This is a genomic window from Piscinibacter sp. (genome assembly GCF_047600445.1).
Taxonomy (GTDB): domain Bacteria; phylum Pseudomonadota; class Gammaproteobacteria; order Burkholderiales; family Burkholderiaceae_C; genus Piscinibacter.
The window spans coordinates 1,058,849-1,076,963 of the sequence record NZ_JASGKT010000002.1 but is presented as its reverse complement, the minus strand read 5'-3'; the positions used below and the strand labels follow the sequence as shown (position 1 = coordinate 1,076,963).

Genomic DNA, 18,115 nt, shown 5'->3' with positions numbered 1-18,115 from the left:
ACACGTAGCATGAAGTCACGCCCAGCCGGGCGTGGCGCGCAGCACTTCTTCCATGGTCGTCAGCCCTTCGGCCACCTTCATCGCGCCGGCCACGCGCAGCGGGCGCAGGCCGCCGTGCAGCGCCTGCTTGCGCAGGCGCGCCAGGTCGGTGGTGGGGGTGATGCACTGGCGTTCTTCCTCGCCGATGGTCAGCAGTTCGTACAGGCCGGCGCGGCCACGGTAGCCGGTCATGCGGCATTCGAGGCAGCCCACCGGCTTGTAGGGCTTGACCGCGCCGCTCAGGCGCCAGGGCTTGACGAGTTCGTCCAGCGCGTCGCGCGACAGCGCCTCGTCGGGCTTTTTGCAGGCCGGGCACAGCGTGCGCACCAGGCGCTGCGCGAGCACGCCGATCACCGTGGCGCCGATCAGGTAGGGCGGCACGCCCAGGTCTTCCAGCCGGGTGATGGCCGACACCGAGTCGTTGGTGTGCAGCGTGCTGAAGACGAGGTGGCCGGTCAGCGCGGCCTGGATCGCCATCTCGGCGGTTTCGAGGTCGCGGATCTCGCCGACCATGATGATGTCCGGGTCCTGCCGCATCAGCGCGCGCAGGCCCTCGGCGAAGTTCAGCTCGATGGCCGGCTGCACCTGCGTCTGGTTGAAGGCCGGCTGGATCATCTCGATCGGGTCTTCGACGGTGCAGACGTTCACCTCGTCGGTGGCCAGGCGGCGCAGCGTCGAGTACAGCGTGGTGGTCTTGCCCGAGCCGGTAGGCCCGGTGACGAGGATGATGCCGTGCGCCTGTGTCACCAGGCCTTCCCAGCGCCTGCCGTCGTGCGCGCCGAAGCCCAGCGCGTCGATCGACTTGACGGTGGTCTCGGGGTCGAAGATGCGCATCACCATCTTCTCGCCGAAGGCGGTGGGCAGCGTCGACAGGCGCATCTCCACCTCCTCGCCGGCCGGGTTGCGCGTCTTGATGCGGCCGTCCAGCGGGCGGCGCTTCTCGACCACGTCCATGCGGCCGAGCAGCTTGATGCGCGCGATCATCGCGTTCAGCACGCCCGGCGGCACCTGGTAGACGTTGTGCATCACGCCGTCGATGCGGAAGCGGATCACCGAGCGCTCGCGGCGCGGCTCGAGGTGGATGTCGCTGGCGCGCTGGTCGAAGGCGTACTGCCACAGCCAGTCGACCACCTGCACCACGCCCTGGTCGTTGGCGTCGAGCTGCTTGTTGCTGCGGCCCAGCTCGACGAGCTGCTCGAAGCTGGCGATCGCCGAGGTCTCGCCGGTCTTGATCGCGGCGCGCACCGAGCGCGACAGCGAATAGAACTCGGTGGTGTACTTCTGCAGCTCGGCCGGGCTCACCACCACCAGCCGCACCGGCTTGCCGGTGTGCGCCTCGATCTCACCGACCCAGCCCAGGTCGCAGGGCTCGCAGGTGGCGATGGTCACGTCGCGCGGGCCGACGTTCAGCGGCAGCGCGCGGCGCCGCTCGGCGTAGCTGATCGACATCACCTCGGCGACGCGGCCGACGTCGGCCTTGAGCGGGTCGATGCGCAGGTAGGGCAGCTTGACGCGCTCGGCCAGCCATTCGGTGAGCGCCTCCACGTCGAGCACGCGGCCCTTGCCCGGCTCCTTGTCGCGCAGCAGGCCCAGGCCGGCGAGGCGCACCAGCGGGTGCTGGCGGCTGTCGGTGCCGTGGAAGCGCTTCTCGGTGGCGCGCGCCACCTCGTCGCTGAGCATGCCGTCCTTGCGCAGCCAGCGCAGCAGCACGCGCCAGTCGAGCGGGCCGACGTGCGGTTTGTCGAGGGCGAGATCGGGAGCGTTCATGCGCGAGCCACCACGGCGTCCGGCAAAGGCCGGATCATGCGCAGCCATTTTCGCGCCGGCAAGCCGTAGCGGGTGTCGAGCTGTTGCGCGCGCGCGGCGAGTTCTTCACGCTCGGGCAGGCCGGCGCGCTTGAGCGCCAGCACGACGGTGTTGCCCTCGCGCGTGGGTTGCAGCGAGACCACGCTGCCGCCGTCGAAGGCGGCGGCGATGCGCCTGGCGCTGCGCGCGAAGCTGGCGTGGCGGCCGAACAGGTTGACGCTCATCACGCCGCCCTCGCCCAGCACGCGCGCGCAGGCGCGGTAGAAGGCCTCGTCGTCCAGCGCCGGGGCGGCGGCTTCGTGGTCGTACAGGTCGACGCACAGCGCGTCCACCGAGCCCGGCTCGGCCACCGCGTCCAGCCAGTGCTGCGCGTCCATCTCCAGCACGCGCAGGCGCGCGCCGTCGGCGGGCAGGCGGAAGTACAGGCGGTTCGCGGCGATGACGCCTGGATTGATCTCGATCACGGTCGTCCTCATCTTCATCACGCCGTGCGTGAAGCGCGTGATCGCGCCGGCGCCCAGGCCGAGCTGCACCGCGTGGCCGCGCGCCAGCTCGGCGGCCGGGCGCAGCAGCATCCAGGCCATCATGCGCTGCACGTACTCCAGCTCGATGTGCTCGGGCTTGCGCAGCCGCATCGCGCCCTGCACCCAGGGCGTGCCCAGGTGCAGGTAGCGCACGCCGTCGTGCTCGGAGAGCGTGGCCGGCGCCAGCGCGGGCGCGGCCTTCTTCTTCGTCGTCATGCCAGTCCGTGTGTCGAGAAGGCCGCGCGCCAGGCCGCGAGCTTGCGCTCGAAGCTCCAGCTCGCATTGGCCGGGCTGGTGGAAGGCAGGCGCAGCACCGCCACGCCGAGCGTGCGCGTGATCGCCATCGCGCGCGCCGATTCGCCGCCGTTGTGCGCCACGGCCTCGAGCCGGGGCGCGCGGAGCTTCAGGCTCGCCAGGTCGTTGGGCACGCTGTCTTCGATCGCGCTGTCCAGACTGCCCTCGCGCCGGCAGTGGGCGTAGACGTCCCAGATGCCCAGGCCGCGCCGCCGCACTTCGGCCAGGCGCTCGGCATAGGGCAGCGCGACGAGATCGACACCCCAGATCGCCGACAGCAGCGGCCAGAACTGGTTGCGCGGATGGGCGTAGTACTGCCGCGCGCGCAGCGAGGCCACGCCCGGGAAGCTGCCCAGCACCACCAGCCGCGTGTCGCGCACGATCACCGGGGCCAGGCCTTGCAGCAGATCGCTCATGCGCACAGCCCCGGCAGCGCGGCGCGCGCATTGGCCGCCGTCGCCGCGGCGAACTCATCCACCGCCATGCCGCGCAGGCCGGCCAGCACGGCGCCTATGCGCGGCAGCTCGGCGGGTTCGTTGCGGCTGCTCGCCCCGGCGGCGCGCTGCGCGGCGCTGCGGTACAGCCACTGCGGCGGGATGTCGGGCGCGTCGGTCTCGGTGACGATGGCCTCCAGCGGCAGCGTGCGCGCCAGCTCGCGGATCTGCAAGGCGCGCTCGAAGGTGGCCGCGCCGCCGAAGCCGAGCTTCAGGCCGCGCTCGACGAAGCCGCGCGCCTGCTGCGCGCTGCCGTTGAAGGCATGGGCGATGCCGCCGCCGACCTCGATGCGGCGCAGGTGCTTCAGCAGCGCGTCGGCCGAGCGCCGCACGTGCAGGATCACCGGCAGGCCGTGGCGCCGCGCGATGGCGAGCTGCGCCGCGTAGAAGCGCTCCTGGCGCTCGCGGTCGTGCCCCGGCACGAAGTGGTCGAGGCCGATCTCGCCGACGGCCACCAGCCGCGCATCGCCGCGCAGGCGCGCGAGTTCGGCGTCGAGGCGCTCCAGGTCTTCCTCGGCCGCCCGCGCCACGAACAGCGGGTGGATGCCGAGCGCGTAGGCCAGGCCGTGCGCATGCGCAAGCTCGCGCACCGCGGCGAAGTTGCCCGCTTCCACGGCCGGCAGCACCATCGCCGCCACGCCGGCGGCGCGGGCGCGCGCGGCCACCGCGTCGCGGTCGGCGTCGAACTCGGGCGCGTCGAGGTGGCAGTGCGTGTCGATCCACATGGGCCCGATGATGCCTTGCCTGTGACACGGGCCGCGCGGACGTGCTACCGTTGCAGCGCATCCCGTCCCCAGGGCGCCGCACCGGAGCAGCCGATGAAGAAGGCACCGCTGTACAGCCGATCTCGCCGAGGGGTGGCCGCTTCCGCCGAGCCGCCGCCCGCGCCGGCGAGCGCCCCCGAGGCGCCGGCGGCCGCGCGCCGCCCTTCCCGCCTGCGCAGCTTCGCCGCCCGCCACGAACGCGCGCTGTGGATCGCCGCCGTGCTGCTGCTCCTGCCCGTTGCACTGTTGTGGCGCAACGGCCCGCGCCCGCCCGCGCCGCTGAGCTTCGAGCAGATCGACCACCTGGTGCGCGAATCGATCGCCGAGAAGCCGCTCGCCTCGGCGGCGGCGCGGGCCTACGACAAGATCATCCCCTCGGTGGTGCGCGTGATCGGCTACGACCGCGAAGGCGACAAGCCGCGCCCAGAGCGCAAGGCGCGCCGCGAGCCGGCCGGCGCCGAAGACCCGCATGCCCGGCGCGACGCCGGCGAGCTGCCCGGCTTCGAGGAGCGCGGCGTCGGCACCGGCGTGGTGATCGTCGACAACGGCACCATCCTGACCAACCTGCACGTGGTGATGGGCGCCGAGCGCGTGCGCGTGACCTTCATGGACGGCCTGGAGAGCGACGCCCGGCTGCTGACCGTGATGCCCGAGCACGACCTCGCCGTGCTGCGCGCCGACAAGATCCCCGACGACCTGGCCGCCGCCACGATGCGCAGCACCACCGACCTCGCGCCCGGCGACCGCGTGATGGCGGTCGGCTTCCCGTTCGGCGTCGGGCCCTCGGCCTCGGAGGGCATCGTCTCCGGGCTGAAGCGCGAGTTCCGCTCGCCCGAGGGCGAACGCACGCTGACCAACCTGATCCAGTTCGACGCCGCGGCCAACCCCGGCAACTCGGGCGGCCCGCTGGTGACGATGGACGGCGAGGTGGTCGGCATCGTCACCGCCATCATGAACCCCACGCGCCAGCGCGTGTTCGTCGGCATCGGCTTCGCGGTGCCGATCGAGAACGCCGCGGCGGGCGCGGGCATGCCACCGTTCTGACACTCCGAAGGAGCCGCATGGAATCCACCTCCCACCCCGAAGGCGGCGCCGCCACGCTGATGGAGCGCGTGCTCTACGAGGTCAAGCGCGTCGTGGTCGGGCAGGACGAGTTCCTCGAGCGCGTGATGGTGGCGCTGCTGGCCGGCGGGCACCTGCTGGTCGAGGGCGTGCCGGGCCTGGCCAAGACGCTGACGGTCAAGACGCTGGCGCAGACGCTGCGCGGCCAGTTCAAGCGCATCCAGTTCACGCCCGACCTGGTGCCGGCCGACCTGATCGGCACGCGCATCTACAGCCCCAAGACGGGCGAGTTCGACACCTCGCTCGGGCCGGTGTTCGCCAACCTGCTGCTGGCCGACGAGATCAACCGCGCGCCGGCCAAGGTGCAGAGCGCGCTGCTCGAGGTGATGCAGGAGCGCCAGGTGACGATCGCCGGCGTGTCGCACAAGGTGCCCGAGCCCTTCCTGGTGATGGCCACGCAGAACCCGATCGAGACCGAGGGCACCTACCCGCTGCCCGAGGCGCAGGTCGACCGCTTCATGATGAAGGTGCTGGTCGACTACCCGAGCGAGGAGGAGGAATTCGTCGTCGCGCAGCGCGTCACCGGCGCGCCGGTGCAGGTGCAGGCGGTGGCCAGCATGGGCCAGCTCGCCGAGCTGCAGCAGGCCTGCCGCAAGGTCTACGTCGACCCCTCGCTGATGCAGTACGCGGTGAAGCTGGTCAGCGCGACGCGCCGGCCGGCGCAGTACGGCCTGGCCGACATGACCAAGTACCTCAGCTTCGGCGCCAGCCCGCGCGCCACCATCGGGCTGATCGAAGGCGCGCGCGCGCTGGCCTTCATGCGCGGCCGCGGCTACGCGCTGCCGGAAGACATGACCGGGCTGGTGGCCGACGTGATGCGGCATCGCCTGGTGCTGAGCTACGAGGCGCTGGCCGACGGCCTCTCGCCCGATCGCCTGGTGCAGCAGGTGATGCAGAAGATTCCCGCACCCGACAAGCCGCTCGCTCCGCATGAACAGCCAGGCGCCTCCGGCCGCTGAGGCCTCCGACTCGGACACCCTGCTCCGCCGCCTGGAGTGGACGGTGATCCGCCGTCTCGACGGCCTGCTGCAGGGCGACTACCGCACGCTGATGCGCGGCGCCGGGCTCGACCTGGCCGACCTGCGCGAATACCAGCACCACGACGACGTGCGCCACATCGACTGGAACGTCACCGCGCGGCTGCAGCAGCCCTACGTGCGCCAGTTCACCGAAGACCGCGAGGTGGCGGCGTGGTTCCTGGTCGACCTCAGCGCGAGCGTCGACTTCGGCTCCGGCAGCCGCGCCAAGCGCGGCGTGGCGCGCGAGTTCGTCGGCGTGCTGGCGCGGCTGCTGACGCGCCACGGTAACCGCGTCGGCGCGCTGCTCTACGGCAGCGAGGTCGACACGGTGATCCCGGCGCGCGGCGGACGCCTGCACGTGCTGAGCCTGCTGCAGCGCATGGCGCAGCGGCCGGCCGAGGCGCCGCCCGGCGCCACGCAGTTGCGCGACCTGCTGCTCGCCGGCCAGCGCATCGTCAGGCGGCGCGGCACGGTGTTCGTGGTGTCCGACTTCATCAGCCCGCCGGGCTGGGAACAGGCGCTGGCGGAACTCGCGCGGCGCCACGACGTGACCGCGGTGCGCCTGTCCGACCCGCTCGAGCGCGAGCTGCCCGACCTCGGCCTGGTGACGATGCGCGACGCCGAGACCGGCGAGCAGTTGCTGGTGGACACGCACGACCCGGGCTTTCGCGCGCGCTTCGCCGCCGCCGCGCGCGTGCGCGAGGAGGCCCTGCTGGCCGCGCTCGCGCAGGCCGGCGTGGACACGCTCGAACTCGCCACCGACGACGACCTGCTCGACGCCGTCGCGCGCTTCGTCGACCTGCGCCGCCAGCGCGCCCGGCTGGCCTCGGGCAGCGTGCCGGCGCACCTGATGCACAACCCGTCGCGGAGGGCGTCGTGAAAGGCAGCATGCCGCTCAACTTCATCTGGCCCGAGATGCTGTGGCTGCTCGTGGCCGTGCCGCTGCTGGTGCTCGGCTACCTGTGGCTGCTGGCGCGGCGCAAGAAGACCGCGCTGCGCTACGCCAACCTCGCGCTGGTCAAGCAGGCGATGGGCAAGTCGGCGGGCTGGAAGCGCCACGTGCCGCCGGCGCTGATGCTGCTGGCGATCGCCGTGCTGCTGGTCGCGGCGGCGCGGCCGGCCGCGGTGATCACGCTGCCCTCGCAGCAGGAGACCATCGTGCTGGCGATGGACGTGTCGGGCAGCATGCGCGCCGCCGACGTGCAACCGAACCGGCTGGTGGCCGCGCAGGAGGCGGCCAAGGCCTTCGTCGCCGAGCTGCCGCGCAGCGTGCGCGTGGCGGTGGTGCAGTTCGCCGGCACCGCGGCCATCGTGCAGCCGCCCACGCACAGCCGCGACGACGTGTTCGCCGCGATCGACCGCTTCCAGTTGCAGCGCGGCACCGCCACCGGCAGCGGCATCGTGCTGTCGCTGGCGGCGCTGTTCCCCGAGGCCGGCATCGACCTGTCGCAGATCACCGGCCAGAAGGCCATGCCGCCGGGGCCGAACGACAAGCCCCGGCCCGACTTCACGCCGGTGGAGCCGGGCTCCTACGGCTCGGCGGCGATCATCATGCTCACCGACGGCCAGCGCACCACCGGCCCCGACCCGGTGGAAGCCGCCCGCATGGCCGCCGACCGCGGCGTGCGCGTCTACACCGTGGGCATAGGCACCAAGGAGGGCGAGACCATCGGCTTCGAGGGCTGGTCGATGCGCGTGCGCCTCGACGAGGACGCGCTCAAGGCCGTGGCCCAGATCACCCGCGCCGACTACTTCTACGCCGGCACCGCCGAAGACCTGAAGAAGGTCTACCAGGGCCTGTCGACGCGGCTGGTGGTGGAGAAGAAGGAGACCGAGATCAGCGCGCTGTTCGCGGCGCTCGGCGCGCTGCTGGTGGCCGCCGCGGCGGCGCTGTCGGTGGCGTGGTTCGGGCGGGTGGCTTAGCAGACGCTTGCCGGACTCCAACCCATGCGCCACTTCATCGCCACCGCACTCATCGTCGTCGCCATCATTCACCTGCTTCCGGTCGTTGGCGTGCTGGGTCCGCCGCGTCTGGCCGGGCTGTACGGCGTATCCGTCTCGGAACCCAATCTGGAACTTCTGCTTCGACACCGCGCCATCCTGTTCGGCATCATCGGACTGCTGCTCGCGGTTGCCGCGTTCCGTGTGTCGCTACAGCCGATCGCTTTGCTCGTGGGCCTGGCCAGCGTGGTGTCCTTCCTGGCCCTGGCCTGGATCGTCGGGCCCATCAACGCTCAATTGCACCGCGTCGTCATCGCAGACGTGCTCGCGCTGATCCTGCTGCTCGGCGCCGGGGTTGCTCATCTGTCGTCGCGCGGTGCGGGCTGACCCTTCGTTCAGCCGGACACGCCACGGCATGCCGTTCGACCCGAACCAGGCATCGCCATGACCCCGCAGGCCGCATCGCTGATGGCGGAATACAACCGCTGGATGAACGAGCGCATGTACGACGCGGCCGCGACGCTCGACGCCGCGACGCTGGCTGCCGACAAAGGCGCCTTCTTCGGCTCCATACTGGGAACGCTCAATCACATCGCGACCGCGGACACGATCTGGCTGCATCGCTTCGCCCGGTTCGAACCATCGTTTGACAGCCTGGGCGCCCTCTCCCGGTTTCCACAGCCGTCTTCGCTGACCCAGCGCCTGGCGCCGGATCTCGCGGGCCTGCGTAGCTATCGCCGTGAACTCGATGCGCTCATCACGCGCTGGGTCGCGGAACTCCAGCCCGAGCACCTCTCGTCCGACCTCAGCTACGGCAACATGGCCGGCGTCCAGTCGAGAAGGCGCCTGGACGCCCTGCTCCAGCACTTCTTCAATCACCAGACCCATCATCGCGGCCAGGCGTCCACCTTGCTGTTCCAGTCCGGCGTGGACATCGGCGTCACCGACCTGCTGGCCGTCATTCCGCGCAGCGACGCATGATCCCGCGGCGCCGGCGGGGCGGACTAGGTCCACCCGAGGGCGGCTTGCAGGCCGGAAAAGAATGAACTAGGATTCACATCAATTGTGAACTAAGGTTCATTTCTTCATGGCCTACCGTCAGACCCCCGCCGTCGAGGCACGCCTGCAGGACAACCGCAGCCGCATCCTGCAGGCCGCCCGCGCGCTGGTCGGCGAAGGGGGCTGGAAGGAGGCGCAGGTCGCCAGCGTCGCGGCGGCGGCCGGCATCGCCACGGGCACCGTCTACCGCTACTTCCCCTCGAAGGCGGAGCTGTTCGCCGAGGTCCTGTCGGCGGTCTCGCAGCGCGAGGTCGACGTGCTGGCCGACATCGCCGATTCGGGCGGCGCCGCGCTGGGCCGGCTGCACTCGGCGGTGGCGACCTTCGTGCGCCGCGCCATGCGCAATCCGCGCCTGGCCTACGCGCTGATCGCCGAACCCTGCGACAAGGAGATCGACGAGGCGCGCCTGACCTACCGCGCGGCGATCAGCGAGGTGGTGCGTTCGATCATCGAGGCCGGCCAGGCTAGCAAGGAGGTGCGGCCCGACGTGCGGCCCGACATCGCCGCCACCGTCATCGTCGGCGGCTTCATGGAAGGCCTGATCGGCCCGCTGTCGCCGCTGAGCCGCCAGCAGCACCAGGACACCGAGGCCTACCGGCGCGAGGTCGCCCAGTTGGCCGACCAGATCGCCGCGCTGGCCTGCACCAGCGTGGCGGTGCCCGCCGCCACGGTCAAGCCACTCCACCGGAGAGCGTCATGAACAAGCCCCTTTCGCCCGCCATCCTCGAAACCTCCATCCAGCGTCACGGCACCCATGAGGTGCTCAACCAGGCCCTGCCCGCCAGCGGCTTCAACGCCTTCGACGGCGATGCGGTGCTGCGCGCCACCATCGCCCGCGAGGCGCCCTGGGCGGCCGGACGCTGCGCCGCCCTCGGCGCGCTGGCCGGCGACGAGAACGTGCAGGAGCTGGCGCGCCTGGCCAACCGCCACACCCCCGAGCTGAAGACGCACGACCGCTTCGGCCATCGCATCGACTGGGTCGAGTTCCATCCGAGCTGGCACGCGCTGATGTCGCTGGCATGGAAGCACGAAGTACCCAACCTGTGCTGGCGCACGCACGAGGCGGGCGGCCACATCGCGCGCGCCGTGCTGTCCTATCTGTGGAACCAGGTCGAGCACGGCACCGCCTGCCCCACCGGCATGGCCTATGCCTCGTTCGCCGGTTTCGCCGCCGAGCCGGCGCTGGCGGTCTGGGCCGAGAAGAGCAAGGGCACCGAATACGAATTCAGCCGCCGCGAGGTGGGCGACAAGCCCTCGGTCGTGATCGGCTACGCGATGACCGAGAAGCAGGGCGGATCGGACCTGCGCGAGACCCAGACCACCGCCCGCTTCTCGCACTCGGACGACTACCACGGCGCGACGGCGCACTGGTACGAGCTGACCGGCCACAAGTGGTTCTGCTCGGTGCCACAGTCCGACGGCTTCTTCACGCTGGCCAAGGTGAACGGCGGCGTGACCTGCTTCTTCCTGCCGCGCACCCTGCCCGACGGCAACTTCAACCGCTTCTTCGTGCAACGGCTGAAGGACAAGGCCGGCAACAAGTCCAACGCGTCGAGCGAAGTCGAATTCGCCGGCACGCTGGCCATCCGCGTCGGCGAGGAAGGCCGCGGCATCCGCGAGATCCTGTCGCACTCGCACCTGACGCGGCTGGACTTCGCGGTCGGCTCGGCCGGCCTGATGCGCCAGGCGCTGACGCTGGCGCTGCGCCACACCACCACCCGCAAGGCCTTCGGCACCCCGATCGCCGCGCGGCCGATGATGGCCAACGTGCTGGCCGACATGGCCGTCGAGGTGGAGGCCGCCACGCTGATGGCTCTGCGCGTGGCTCGCGCCACCGACCGGATGAAGACGGACGAGCAAGAAAAACTGCTCGCGCGCGTCGCCACGCCGGCCGCAAAGTACTTCAACTGCTCGCGCGCGCCGGCCATCGCCAACGAAGCCTTGCAGTGCCACGGCGGCAACGGCTTCATCGAGGAGAACCCGATGGCCCGCATCTACCGCGAGGCGCCGCTGAACAGCGTGTGGGAAGGCACGGCCAACATGATGTGCATGGACGTTCGCCGCGCGATGCTCAAAGACCTGCGCACCGTCGACGCGTTGTTCGCGGAGCTGAACCCGCTGAAGGGCCGGGACCGCCGCTTCGATGCGCTGCTGGGGGCCACCGAGCGCCTGGTGCACGCCGCGGTGGGCGACGAATTCCTGGCGCGCCCGATGACCGAGAGCGTGGCCCGCGCCCTGCAGGCCGCCGACCTGATGCGCTACAGCAGCCCGGAGGTGGTGGACGCTTTCCTCGCCACGCGCTGCCCGGATGCGGCCGGCGCATGGGGTTCGATGTTCGGGACGCTGGGCCTGGGCCTGGACAACGCGGCGGCGAACCGCATCGTCGAACGTGCGGGCGTGCTGCGGTGATGGTCGTCAGCGTGAGTTCCGGATACCGTCCCGGGCTGGTCGGGCGGATCACCGAGATGCACGCGGTGTTCTATGCGCGCCATTCCGGCTTCGGCCAGTTCTTCGAGAGCCAGGTCGCCAGCGGCGTCGCGGAGTTCGTGGGCCGCCTGGACCAGCCGTGTAACGGCATCTGGAGGGCGACGCAGAACGACCGTATCGTGGGCTCGATCGCCATCGACGGCCAGGACCTGGGTGACGGGCAGGCTCATCTGCGCTGGTTCATTCTCGACGATGGTTGCCGCGGCGCCGGCGCCGGGCGCCGGTTGATGCAGGAGGCGATCGCCTTTTGCGACCGGTGCGGTTTCGCGGCAATCCAGCTCTGGACGTTCAAGGGGCTGGACGCGGCCCGACGGCTCTACGAGTCCTTCGGCTTCGAGCTGGCCGACGAGAAGGCCGGCAACCAATGGGGGAACACGGTCACGGAGCAGCGCTTCGTCCGCGCGGCCCCCTCATTCACGCAGCGCTCTTGACGATCTCCAGCACCTCGCGGAAGCGCGGGTGCTTGCAGTCCGCGAGCCACTCGAACAGCACCATCTCGTGCGTCACGATCGTGGCGCCGGCCTGCGCGAGGCGTGCCATCGCGGCGGCGTGGTCGCTCGGGCGGCGCGAACCGCTGGCGTTGGCGACCACCCAGACGCGCAGCCCGGCGCGCAGCAGGCCCAGCGCGGTCTGCATCATGCACACGTGCGCCTCGCAGCCGGCGACCACCACCTCGCGACAGCCCGGCCGGGCCTCGTGCAGCACCGGCACGAGACCATCGGCGCAGGCGTCGAAATGCGTCTTGGCGAGCGTGAGCCGGCATTCGGCGCGGATGGCCTCGACGTTCGGGCCCAGGCCCTTGGGGTTCTGCTCGGTGCCGATCACCGGGATGCCCAGCGCATGCGCCGCGCGCGCCAGCAGCACGCCGTGGGCCACCGCCGCGGCGCCGTCGTGGATGGCCGGCAGCAGCCGGGCCTGGTAGTCCACCAGCACCAGCGCGCCGGCTGCGGCGTTCATCGTGTCCATCGTCATGCCTCCTGGCCCGCGCCGGCGCGGGCGAGCAGTTGCCGGAGATAGGCATCGAACAAGTCCTGCGATGCCTGCCTGAACATGCGGATGCGGCCCGTGTGGCTGAGCACCAGCAGGCCCACGGTGTGCGCGAACAGCGCCGTCACTTCCTCGAGGGCCTTCCTGGCCGGCAGCCCGAGCGCCTTCAACGCATTCTGGGTGGGTTGCAGCGCGTCGCGCAGGCGCGCGTTGAGCTTCTCGTTCAGTTCGGGCGTCAGGCCGCGCGGGGTCATGCCCTGGAAGAGATAGAAGCCGAGGTCGAGGTCGCGCGGGTTCTCGCGATAGAAGTCGAAAAAGGCCGTGGCCGAGCGACGCGCGCGCCGGGCTTCGTCGGCGCAGCCCTCCACCGCCTGCCGCACGCGCGCGTTCAGTCGTTCGAGCGACTCGGCCAGCAGCGCGCCGTAGACCTCTTCCTTGCTGGCGAAGTAGCTGTACAGCGCGCCCACGGTGTAGCCGGCGCGCTGCGCGATCTCGCGCATGCTGGTCTTCTCCATGCCCAGTTCGAAGAAGGCGGCGCGCGCGGCGTCGAGCACCGAGCGGCGCCTCGCGTCGGCCAGCGCCTGGTGGCGCAGCTCGCGCGGCCTGGCGCCGGAGGATTTCCGGGCGGCGCTGCGAGCGGCGCTGCGGGGAGCGGACGGGGCATCCATCGGCGTCAGTGTAAACGTTGATCGCATATTTTGAACAGTGTTTAATCATTGCGTCTTCGTTCGATTCATCCGCACACCGCCATGTCCACACCCGCCGCCAGCCAGGTCGAATTGATGTCCGGCGACGCCTACCGCGAGTCGCTGCGCCGCTGTGCGCCCCGGGTCTTCGTCGATGGCCGCGAGGTGGCCAGCGTGGCCGACGAGCCGGCGCTGCGCCCCGGCGTCAATGCGCTCGCGTTCACCTACGACTTCGCGCTGCGCGCCGAGCTGGCGCCGGTGGCGCTGGCAACCCAGTCGCGGCGCAAGCGGGTGGTCAACCGCATGCTGCACGTGAACGAATCGGCCGGCGACCTGCTGAACAAGCTCGAAGCCGTGCGGCTGCTGTGCCAGGAGACCGGCTGCGCGCAGCGCTACCTGGCGCACGACGCGCTGAACGGCATCGCCCAGGCGACGGCCCGCATCGACGACGCCAAGGGCGGCACCGAGCACCGCGCCCGCTTCGAGGCCTACCTCGCCCATGCGCAGGACCAGGACCTGTCGCTGGGCATCGCGATGACCGACGCCAAGGGCGACCGCAGCCGCAAACCGCACCAGCAGGCCAACCCAGACACCTACGTGCACGTCGTCGAGCGCAATGCCCGGGGCATCGTCATCAGCGGCACCAAGGCCATCGTCACCGGCGCCCCGTACATGCACGAGTTCCTCGTGATGCCCAGCCGCAACATGGGGCCGGAAGACGCCGACTTCGCGGTGTGCTGCGCCGTTCGCGTCGACGCGCCCGGCATCACCATCGTCGCGCGCCCCGCCGGGCGGCCCGGCGAGAAGCTGGAGCACGGCGACGCGCTGTTCTCGCGCAAGTACGGGCAGTCCACCGCGGTGGTGATCTTCGACCGCGTCTTCGTGCCCTGGGAGCGCGTGTTCTTCGCCGGCGAATGGGAACACAGCCACGTGCTGACCTACAGCTACGCCACGCACCACCGCCACAGTTGCATCGGCGCGCGCGCCGGCTTCGGCGACCTGCTGATCGGCGCCGGCGCGCTGATGTGCGAGGCCAACGGGCTGGACCCGGGCGCCAAGAGCAACCTGCGCGAGCCGATGGTCGAGCTGATCACGATCACCGAGAGCTTCTTCGCCTGCGGCGTGGCCGCGAGCGTGTACGCCGAACGCGACCCGCACAGCGGCTCGTTCATGCCCGAGCCGGTGTTCAGCAACATCGGCAAGCTGCTGCTGGCCACGAAGATCTACGACATGCACCGCCTCGCGCACGAGGTGTCGGGCGGGCTGATCGTCGCGCTGCCGGGGCCGGACGAGGACCACAACCCCGCCACCGCCGCCCGGCTGTCGGAGGTGCTGCAGGCGGCACCCGACATCCCCTACGACAAGCGCATCCAGACGGCGCGTTTCATCGAGGACCTGACCGCCTCGTACCAGGGCGGCTGGTACTCGCTGATCAGCCTGCACGGCGGCGGCTCGCCAGCGGCGATGAAGCAGGAGATCTGGCGCAACTACCCGGTCGGCTCCAAGGTCGAGCTGGTGGAGCGGCTGCTCGAACGCGGCGTGCTGCACGACGAGCGGCGCGCCATCACGCAGAACCGGCAGCCCGGCAAGTGCTGCGACACCGGCTGCACGACGCCGGGCCAGCCGGTGATGGTGGCGCTGCCGGAGCGCCGGCGCTGCTGAGCCGGCTCAGCCCTCGAAGCGCCCCTTCACCAGCCGCAGCACGCGGTCGCAGCGCCGCGCCAGCGCCTCGTCGTGCGTCACCAGCACGAAGGCGGTGCCCTGGCCGCGCGCCAGTTCGAGCATCAGCGCGAACACGGCGTCGGCGGTGTCGCGGTCCAGGTTGCCGGTGGGCTCGTCGGCCAGCACGCAGCCCGGGGCGCCGGCCAGCGCGCGCGCGATCGCCACGCGCTGGCGCTCGCCGCCGGAGAGCTGCGCCGGCCGGTGCAGCGTGCGCTGCGCCAGGCCCACCTGCGCCAGCACGGCCGCGGCGCGCTCGCGCGCTTCGGCGATGCCCTGGCGGCGTATGCGCAGCGGCATCGCGACGTTGTCGAGCGCGGTGAACTCCGGCAGCAGGTGGTGGAACTGGTAGACGAAGCCGAGGTGCTGGTTGCGCCACTGCCCCTGCTCGGCCGGGCCCAGCGACGCGAGGTTGCGCCCGGCCAGCAGCACGGTGCCGCTGGTGGGCGCCTCCAGGCCGCCGAGCAGGTGCAGCAGCGTGCTCTTGCCCGAGCCCGAGGCGCCGACCACCGCCACCGTCTCGCCCCGCCGCACGGCCAGGGCTATGCCGTGCAGCACCGGCACGTCGAGCCCGCCCTCGCTGAAGCGCTTGCTCAGGTTGTTCGCCTGCACGATGGCCTCGGCGGCGACGGGGTTCGTGTCACTCATGGCGCAGCGCCTGGGCGGGTTGCACGCGGCTGGCGCGCCAGCTCGGGTAGAGCGTGGCGACGAAGGCCAGCAGCAGCGAGATCAGCACGATGGGCACGATGTCGGACAGGCGCGGTTCGCTCGGCATGTGGTCGATCAGGTAGATGTTGGCCGGCAGCAGCGTGCTGCCCAGCAGGGCCTCGATGGCCGGCACGATGCGGCCGACGTTGAAGGCGACGACGAGGCCGATCAGCAGCCCGGCCAGCGTACCGATCACGCCCGAGGCCGCGCCCTGCACGACGAAGATGCCCATGATGGAGCGCGGCGTCGCGCCCAGCGTGCGCAGGATGGCGATGTCGGATTGCTTGTCGGTCACCGTCATCACCAGCATCGAGACGAGGTTGAAGGCCGCCACCGCGACGATCAGCGCGAGGATCAGGAACAGCATGCGCTTCTGGATCTGCACCGACTCGAACCAGGAGCGGTTGGTGCGCGTCCAGTCGCTGACGACGAGGCCGGGGCCCAGCTCGCCGGCCAGGCGCCAGCCGACCTCGCCGGCGCGGTCGCGATCGGCCAGGCGCAGTTGCAGCCCGCTGGGGCCGGCCAGGCCGAGCAGCGCGCGCGCGTCGTCCAGACGCATCAGCGCCATCGTGCTGTCGTACTCGTAGTGGCCGGCCTCGAAGGTGCCGGCCACCGTCAGCGGCAGCAGGCGCGGCACGCCGCCGGGCTTGGCCGAGTCGGGCAGCACCAGCGTGACGCGCTGGCCGGCCCGGGCCGACAGCTTGCGCGCCAGCTCGGCGCCCAGCACCACCTGGCCGGCGCCGGGCTGCAACGTCGCCAGCACCTCGTCGTGCAGCCGCGCGGCCAGGTCGGACACCCGAGCCTCGGCCTCCACGTCGATGCCGCGCAGCAGCGCCGGCTGCAATTCGTCGCCGCGGCCGAGCAGCGCCTGCGCGGCGACGAAGGGCGCCACCGCGACCACCTCGGGTTCGCGCTTCGCGAGCGCGGCGGTGGCCTGCCAGTCGGGCAGCGCGCGGCCGTCGGCCTCGAACACCTGCACGTGCGCGATCACCGACAGCATGCGCTCGCGCACCTCGCGGCTGAAGCCGTTCATCACCGACAGCACCACGATCAGCGCCGCCACGCCCAGCGCGATGCCCAGCATCGCCACGCCGGCGATGAAGGAGATGAAGCCGCTGTCGTTTCCGTCCGGGCGCCCGCCGCGCGCCGCGCGCAGGTAGCGCACGCCGATCTGCAGCTCGTAGGGCTGGCGGCGTTCACTACTCATAACGCAGCGCCTGGGCGGGTTGCACGCGGCTGGCGCGCCAGCTCGGGTAGAGCGTGGCGACGAAGGCCAGCAGCAGCGAGATCAGCGCGATCGGCACGATGTCGGCGCGCTGCGGGTCGCTCGGCATGCGGCTGATCACGTAGACGCTGCCGGGCAGGAAGGCGACGCCCAGCGCCCGCTCGATCGCCGGCACGATGGTGTCGATGTGCAGGGCCACCAGCGTGCCCACCAGCACGCCGGCCAGCGTGCCTATCGTGCCGGCGGTGGCGCCCTGCACCATGAACACGCCCATCACCGAGCGCGGACTGGCGCCCAGCGTGCGCAGGATGGCGATGTCGGCGCGCTTGTCGGTGACCGTCATCACCAGCGTCGAGACGAGGTTGAAGGCCGCCACCGCGACGATCAGCGTCAGGATGATGAACATCAGCCGCTTCTCGACCTGCACCGCGTCGAACCAGGCGCGGTTGCTGCGCGTCCAGTCGCGCAGCTCGTAGCCGGGGCCGAAGCTGCGCGCCAGCTCGTCGGCGACGCTGCGCGCGGCCTGCACGTCCTTCAGCCGCAGTTGCACGCCGGTGGGCCCGCCGACGCGGAACAGGCGCGCCGCGTCGTCGAGGTGCATCAGCACCAGGCCGGTGTCGTACTCCGCGTGGCCGGACTCGAAGGTGCCCGCCACGGTGAGTTGCTTCAGGCGCGGCACCACGCCGGCCGGCGTGACCTGCCCGCCGGGGGTGACCAGCGCCACCTTGTCGCCCTCGCGCACGCCCAGGCCGCGCGCCAGGTCGGCGCCGAGCAGCACGTTCCAGCCGCCGGGCGCGAGGCGGTCGATCTCGCTGCGCAGCTTCGCGGCCAGCGGCGTCACGCTCGCTTCGTCGTCGGGCGAGATGCCGCGCACCAGCGTGCCGCGCATCGCCTCGCCGTGCGAGACCAGCCCCTGCGCCGCGACGAAGGGCGCCGCGCCTATCACCTGCGGATGCTTGCGCGCCTGCGCGGCGACGATGCGCCAGTCGGGCAGCGCGGCGTCGCCCGCCGCGTGCACCTCGACGTGCGCGATCACCGACAGCATGCGGTCGCGCACCTCCTTCTGGAAGCCGTTCATCACCGACAGCACGATGATCAACGCGGCCACGCCGAGCGCGATGCCGGCCATCGACACCGCCGAGATGAACGAGATGAAGCCGTTGCGCCGCCCCGTGCGGCCCGTGCGGGTGTAGCGCCAGCCGATCTGCAGTTCGTAGGGCCAGTTCATGTCGGGCGCATGC

The 18,115-nt window shown here is 71.4% G+C and carries 19 protein-coding genes; 10 read left to right on the top strand and 9 right to left on the bottom strand.

Translation table 11 applies throughout. The annotated features are described in order from the left end of the window. Nucleotides 1-15 precede the first annotated feature (15 nt). From QM792_RS09185 to QM792_RS09170, 4 genes are read right to left on the bottom strand one after another with little or no spacing between them, the layout of a single operon-like run. A complete protein-coding gene (locus QM792_RS09185; RefSeq protein WP_415149386.1) occupies nucleotides 16-1,806 on the bottom strand; it encodes a GspE/PulE family protein in 1,791 nt (596 codons plus the stop codon). After that, complete coding sequence (locus QM792_RS09180) at nucleotides 1,803-2,585, bottom strand: spermidine synthase (RefSeq protein WP_415149384.1); 783 nt, start codon at nucleotides 2,583-2,585, stop codon at nucleotides 1,803-1,805. The genes QM792_RS09185 and QM792_RS09180 overlap by 4 nt, the downstream gene beginning before the upstream one ends. After that, a complete protein-coding gene (locus QM792_RS09175) occupies nucleotides 2,582-3,079 on the bottom strand; it encodes a DNA-deoxyinosine glycosylase (RefSeq protein WP_415149382.1) in 498 nt (165 codons plus the stop codon). The genes QM792_RS09180 and QM792_RS09175 overlap by 4 nt, the downstream gene beginning before the upstream one ends. Next, nucleotides 3,076-3,882: a TatD family hydrolase gene (locus QM792_RS09170; RefSeq protein ID WP_415149381.1), complete on the bottom strand. Its 807-nt coding sequence runs from the start codon at nucleotides 3,880-3,882 to the stop codon at nucleotides 3,076-3,078. The genes QM792_RS09175 and QM792_RS09170 overlap by 4 nt, the downstream gene beginning before the upstream one ends. A gap of 93 nt (nucleotides 3,883-3,975) precedes the next feature. On the opposite strand from QM792_RS09170, the gene QM792_RS09165 reads away from it, so the two are divergent. The 9 genes from QM792_RS09165 to QM792_RS09125 all read left to right on the top strand — a co-directional run bounded on the left by QM792_RS09165 (nucleotide 3,976) and on the right by QM792_RS09125 (nucleotide 11,980). Further along, nucleotides 3,976-4,965, top strand: a complete 990-nt coding sequence (locus QM792_RS09165) for a S1C family serine protease (protein WP_415149379.1) — start codon at nucleotides 3,976-3,978, stop codon at nucleotides 4,963-4,965. Nucleotides 4,966-4,982: 17 nt separating this feature from the next. Next, nucleotides 4,983-6,002 (top strand): AAA family ATPase, encoded by a 1,020-nt coding sequence (locus tag QM792_RS09160; protein WP_415149377.1) that lies wholly within the window; start codon nucleotides 4,983-4,985, stop codon nucleotides 6,000-6,002. Further along, nucleotides 5,974-6,942: a DUF58 domain-containing protein gene (locus tag QM792_RS09155; RefSeq protein ID WP_415149376.1), complete on the top strand. Its 969-nt coding sequence runs from the start codon at nucleotides 5,974-5,976 to the stop codon at nucleotides 6,940-6,942. Before QM792_RS09160 ends, QM792_RS09155 begins: the two co-directional genes overlap by 29 nt. An 8-nt stretch (nucleotides 6,943-6,950) precedes the next feature. Beyond that, nucleotides 6,951-7,985: a VWA domain-containing protein gene (locus tag QM792_RS09150; RefSeq protein WP_415151603.1), complete on the top strand. Its 1,035-nt coding sequence runs from the start codon at nucleotides 6,951-6,953 to the stop codon at nucleotides 7,983-7,985. A gap of 24 nt (nucleotides 7,986-8,009) precedes the next feature. Further along, nucleotides 8,010-8,390, top strand: coding sequence for a phosphopantetheine adenylyltransferase (locus QM792_RS09145; RefSeq protein WP_415149374.1), 381 nt, complete (start codon nucleotides 8,010-8,012; stop codon nucleotides 8,388-8,390). Nucleotides 8,391-8,447: 57 nt separating this feature from the next. Then, nucleotides 8,448-8,984, top strand: a complete 537-nt coding sequence (locus QM792_RS09140) for a DinB family protein (RefSeq protein WP_415149372.1) — start codon at nucleotides 8,448-8,450, stop codon at nucleotides 8,982-8,984. A 106-nt stretch (nucleotides 8,985-9,090) separates the two neighbouring features. Then, on the top strand, nucleotides 9,091-9,762 hold the full coding sequence (locus QM792_RS09135) for a TetR/AcrR family transcriptional regulator (RefSeq protein WP_415149370.1): 672 nt from the start codon (nucleotides 9,091-9,093) through the stop codon (nucleotides 9,760-9,762). Next, nucleotides 9,759-11,471: an acyl-CoA dehydrogenase family protein gene (locus QM792_RS09130; RefSeq protein ID WP_415149368.1), complete on the top strand. Its 1,713-nt coding sequence runs from the start codon at nucleotides 9,759-9,761 to the stop codon at nucleotides 11,469-11,471. Before QM792_RS09135 ends, QM792_RS09130 begins: the two co-directional genes overlap by 4 nt. Beyond that, entirely contained in the window at nucleotides 11,471-11,980 is a 510-nt protein-coding gene (locus QM792_RS09125; RefSeq protein WP_415151602.1) for a GNAT family N-acetyltransferase, read from the top strand. Before QM792_RS09130 ends, QM792_RS09125 begins: the two co-directional genes overlap by 1 nt. Here the strand turns inward: QM792_RS09125 and QM792_RS09120 are convergent. Then, the gene (locus QM792_RS09120; RefSeq protein ID WP_415149367.1) at nucleotides 11,964-12,515 is read right to left on the bottom strand and encodes an isochorismatase family protein; all 552 of its coding nucleotides are present in this window, start codon (nucleotides 12,513-12,515) and stop codon (nucleotides 11,964-11,966) included. The genes QM792_RS09125 and QM792_RS09120 overlap by 17 nt on opposite strands. Before the next feature lie 2 nt (nucleotides 12,516-12,517). Then, nucleotides 12,518-13,204: a TetR/AcrR family transcriptional regulator gene (locus tag QM792_RS09115; RefSeq protein ID WP_415149365.1), complete on the bottom strand. Its 687-nt coding sequence runs from the start codon at nucleotides 13,202-13,204 to the stop codon at nucleotides 12,518-12,520. Between the two features lie 81 nt (nucleotides 13,205-13,285). On the opposite strand from QM792_RS09115, the gene QM792_RS09110 reads away from it, so the two are divergent. Continuing rightward, on the top strand, nucleotides 13,286-14,884 hold the full coding sequence (locus tag QM792_RS09110) for a 4-hydroxyphenylacetate 3-hydroxylase family protein (RefSeq protein ID WP_415149363.1): 1,599 nt from the start codon (nucleotides 13,286-13,288) through the stop codon (nucleotides 14,882-14,884). Between the two features lie 6 nt (nucleotides 14,885-14,890). Here QM792_RS09110 and QM792_RS09105 read toward each other — a convergent pair whose 3' ends face one another. Genes QM792_RS09105 through QM792_RS09095 form a run of 3 tightly spaced genes read right to left on the bottom strand, consistent with a single transcriptional unit; the run spans nucleotide 14,891 to nucleotide 18,102 of the window. Beyond that, nucleotides 14,891-15,589: an ABC transporter ATP-binding protein gene (locus QM792_RS09105; protein ID WP_415149361.1), complete on the bottom strand. Its 699-nt coding sequence runs from the start codon at nucleotides 15,587-15,589 to the stop codon at nucleotides 14,891-14,893. Then, on the bottom strand, nucleotides 15,582-16,856 hold the full coding sequence (locus QM792_RS09100) for a lipoprotein-releasing ABC transporter permease subunit (RefSeq protein WP_415149359.1): 1,275 nt from the start codon (nucleotides 16,854-16,856) through the stop codon (nucleotides 15,582-15,584). The genes QM792_RS09105 and QM792_RS09100 overlap by 8 nt, the downstream gene beginning before the upstream one ends. Next, the gene (locus QM792_RS09095) at nucleotides 16,849-18,102 is read right to left on the bottom strand and encodes a lipoprotein-releasing ABC transporter permease subunit (protein WP_415149358.1); all 1,254 of its coding nucleotides are present in this window, start codon (nucleotides 18,100-18,102) and stop codon (nucleotides 16,849-16,851) included. The genes QM792_RS09100 and QM792_RS09095 overlap by 8 nt, the downstream gene beginning before the upstream one ends. Nucleotides 18,103-18,115: the final 13 nt, after the last annotated feature.

Coding starts and splice junctions, on each gene's coding strand:
- QM792_RS09185 (WP_415149386.1), bottom strand. CDS start 1,806: ATGAACGCTCCCGATCTCGCCCTCGACAAACCGCACGTCGGCCCGCTC.
- QM792_RS09180 (WP_415149384.1), bottom strand. CDS start 2,585: ATGACGACGAAGAAGAAGGCCGCGCCCGCGCTGGCGCCGGCCACGCTC.
- QM792_RS09175 (WP_415149382.1), bottom strand. CDS start 3,079: ATGAGCGATCTGCTGCAAGGCCTGGCCCCGGTGATCGTGCGCGACACG.
- QM792_RS09170 (WP_415149381.1), bottom strand. CDS start 3,882: ATGTGGATCGACACGCACTGCCACCTCGACGCGCCCGAGTTCGACGCC.
- QM792_RS09165 (WP_415149379.1), top strand. CDS start 3,976: ATGAAGAAGGCACCGCTGTACAGCCGATCTCGCCGAGGGGTGGCCGCT.
- QM792_RS09160 (WP_415149377.1), top strand. CDS start 4,983: ATGGAATCCACCTCCCACCCCGAAGGCGGCGCCGCCACGCTGATGGAG.
- QM792_RS09155 (WP_415149376.1), top strand. CDS start 5,974: ATGAACAGCCAGGCGCCTCCGGCCGCTGAGGCCTCCGACTCGGACACC.
- QM792_RS09150 (WP_415151603.1), top strand. CDS start 6,951: ATGCCGCTCAACTTCATCTGGCCCGAGATGCTGTGGCTGCTCGTGGCC.
- QM792_RS09145 (WP_415149374.1), top strand. CDS start 8,010: ATGCGCCACTTCATCGCCACCGCACTCATCGTCGTCGCCATCATTCAC.
- QM792_RS09140 (WP_415149372.1), top strand. CDS start 8,448: ATGACCCCGCAGGCCGCATCGCTGATGGCGGAATACAACCGCTGGATG.
- QM792_RS09135 (WP_415149370.1), top strand. CDS start 9,091: ATGGCCTACCGTCAGACCCCCGCCGTCGAGGCACGCCTGCAGGACAAC.
- QM792_RS09130 (WP_415149368.1), top strand. CDS start 9,759: ATGAACAAGCCCCTTTCGCCCGCCATCCTCGAAACCTCCATCCAGCGT.
- QM792_RS09125 (WP_415151602.1), top strand. CDS start 11,471: ATGGTCGTCAGCGTGAGTTCCGGATACCGTCCCGGGCTGGTCGGGCGG.
- QM792_RS09120 (WP_415149367.1), bottom strand. CDS start 12,515: ATGGACACGATGAACGCCGCAGCCGGCGCGCTGGTGCTGGTGGACTAC.
- QM792_RS09115 (WP_415149365.1), bottom strand. CDS start 13,204: ATGGATGCCCCGTCCGCTCCCCGCAGCGCCGCTCGCAGCGCCGCCCGG.
- QM792_RS09110 (WP_415149363.1), top strand. CDS start 13,286: ATGTCCACACCCGCCGCCAGCCAGGTCGAATTGATGTCCGGCGACGCC.
- QM792_RS09105 (WP_415149361.1), bottom strand. CDS start 15,589: ATGAGTGACACGAACCCCGTCGCCGCCGAGGCCATCGTGCAGGCGAAC.
- QM792_RS09100 (WP_415149359.1), bottom strand. CDS start 16,856: ATGAGTAGTGAACGCCGCCAGCCCTACGAGCTGCAGATCGGCGTGCGC.
- QM792_RS09095 (WP_415149358.1), bottom strand. CDS start 18,102: ATGAACTGGCCCTACGAACTGCAGATCGGCTGGCGCTACACCCGCACG.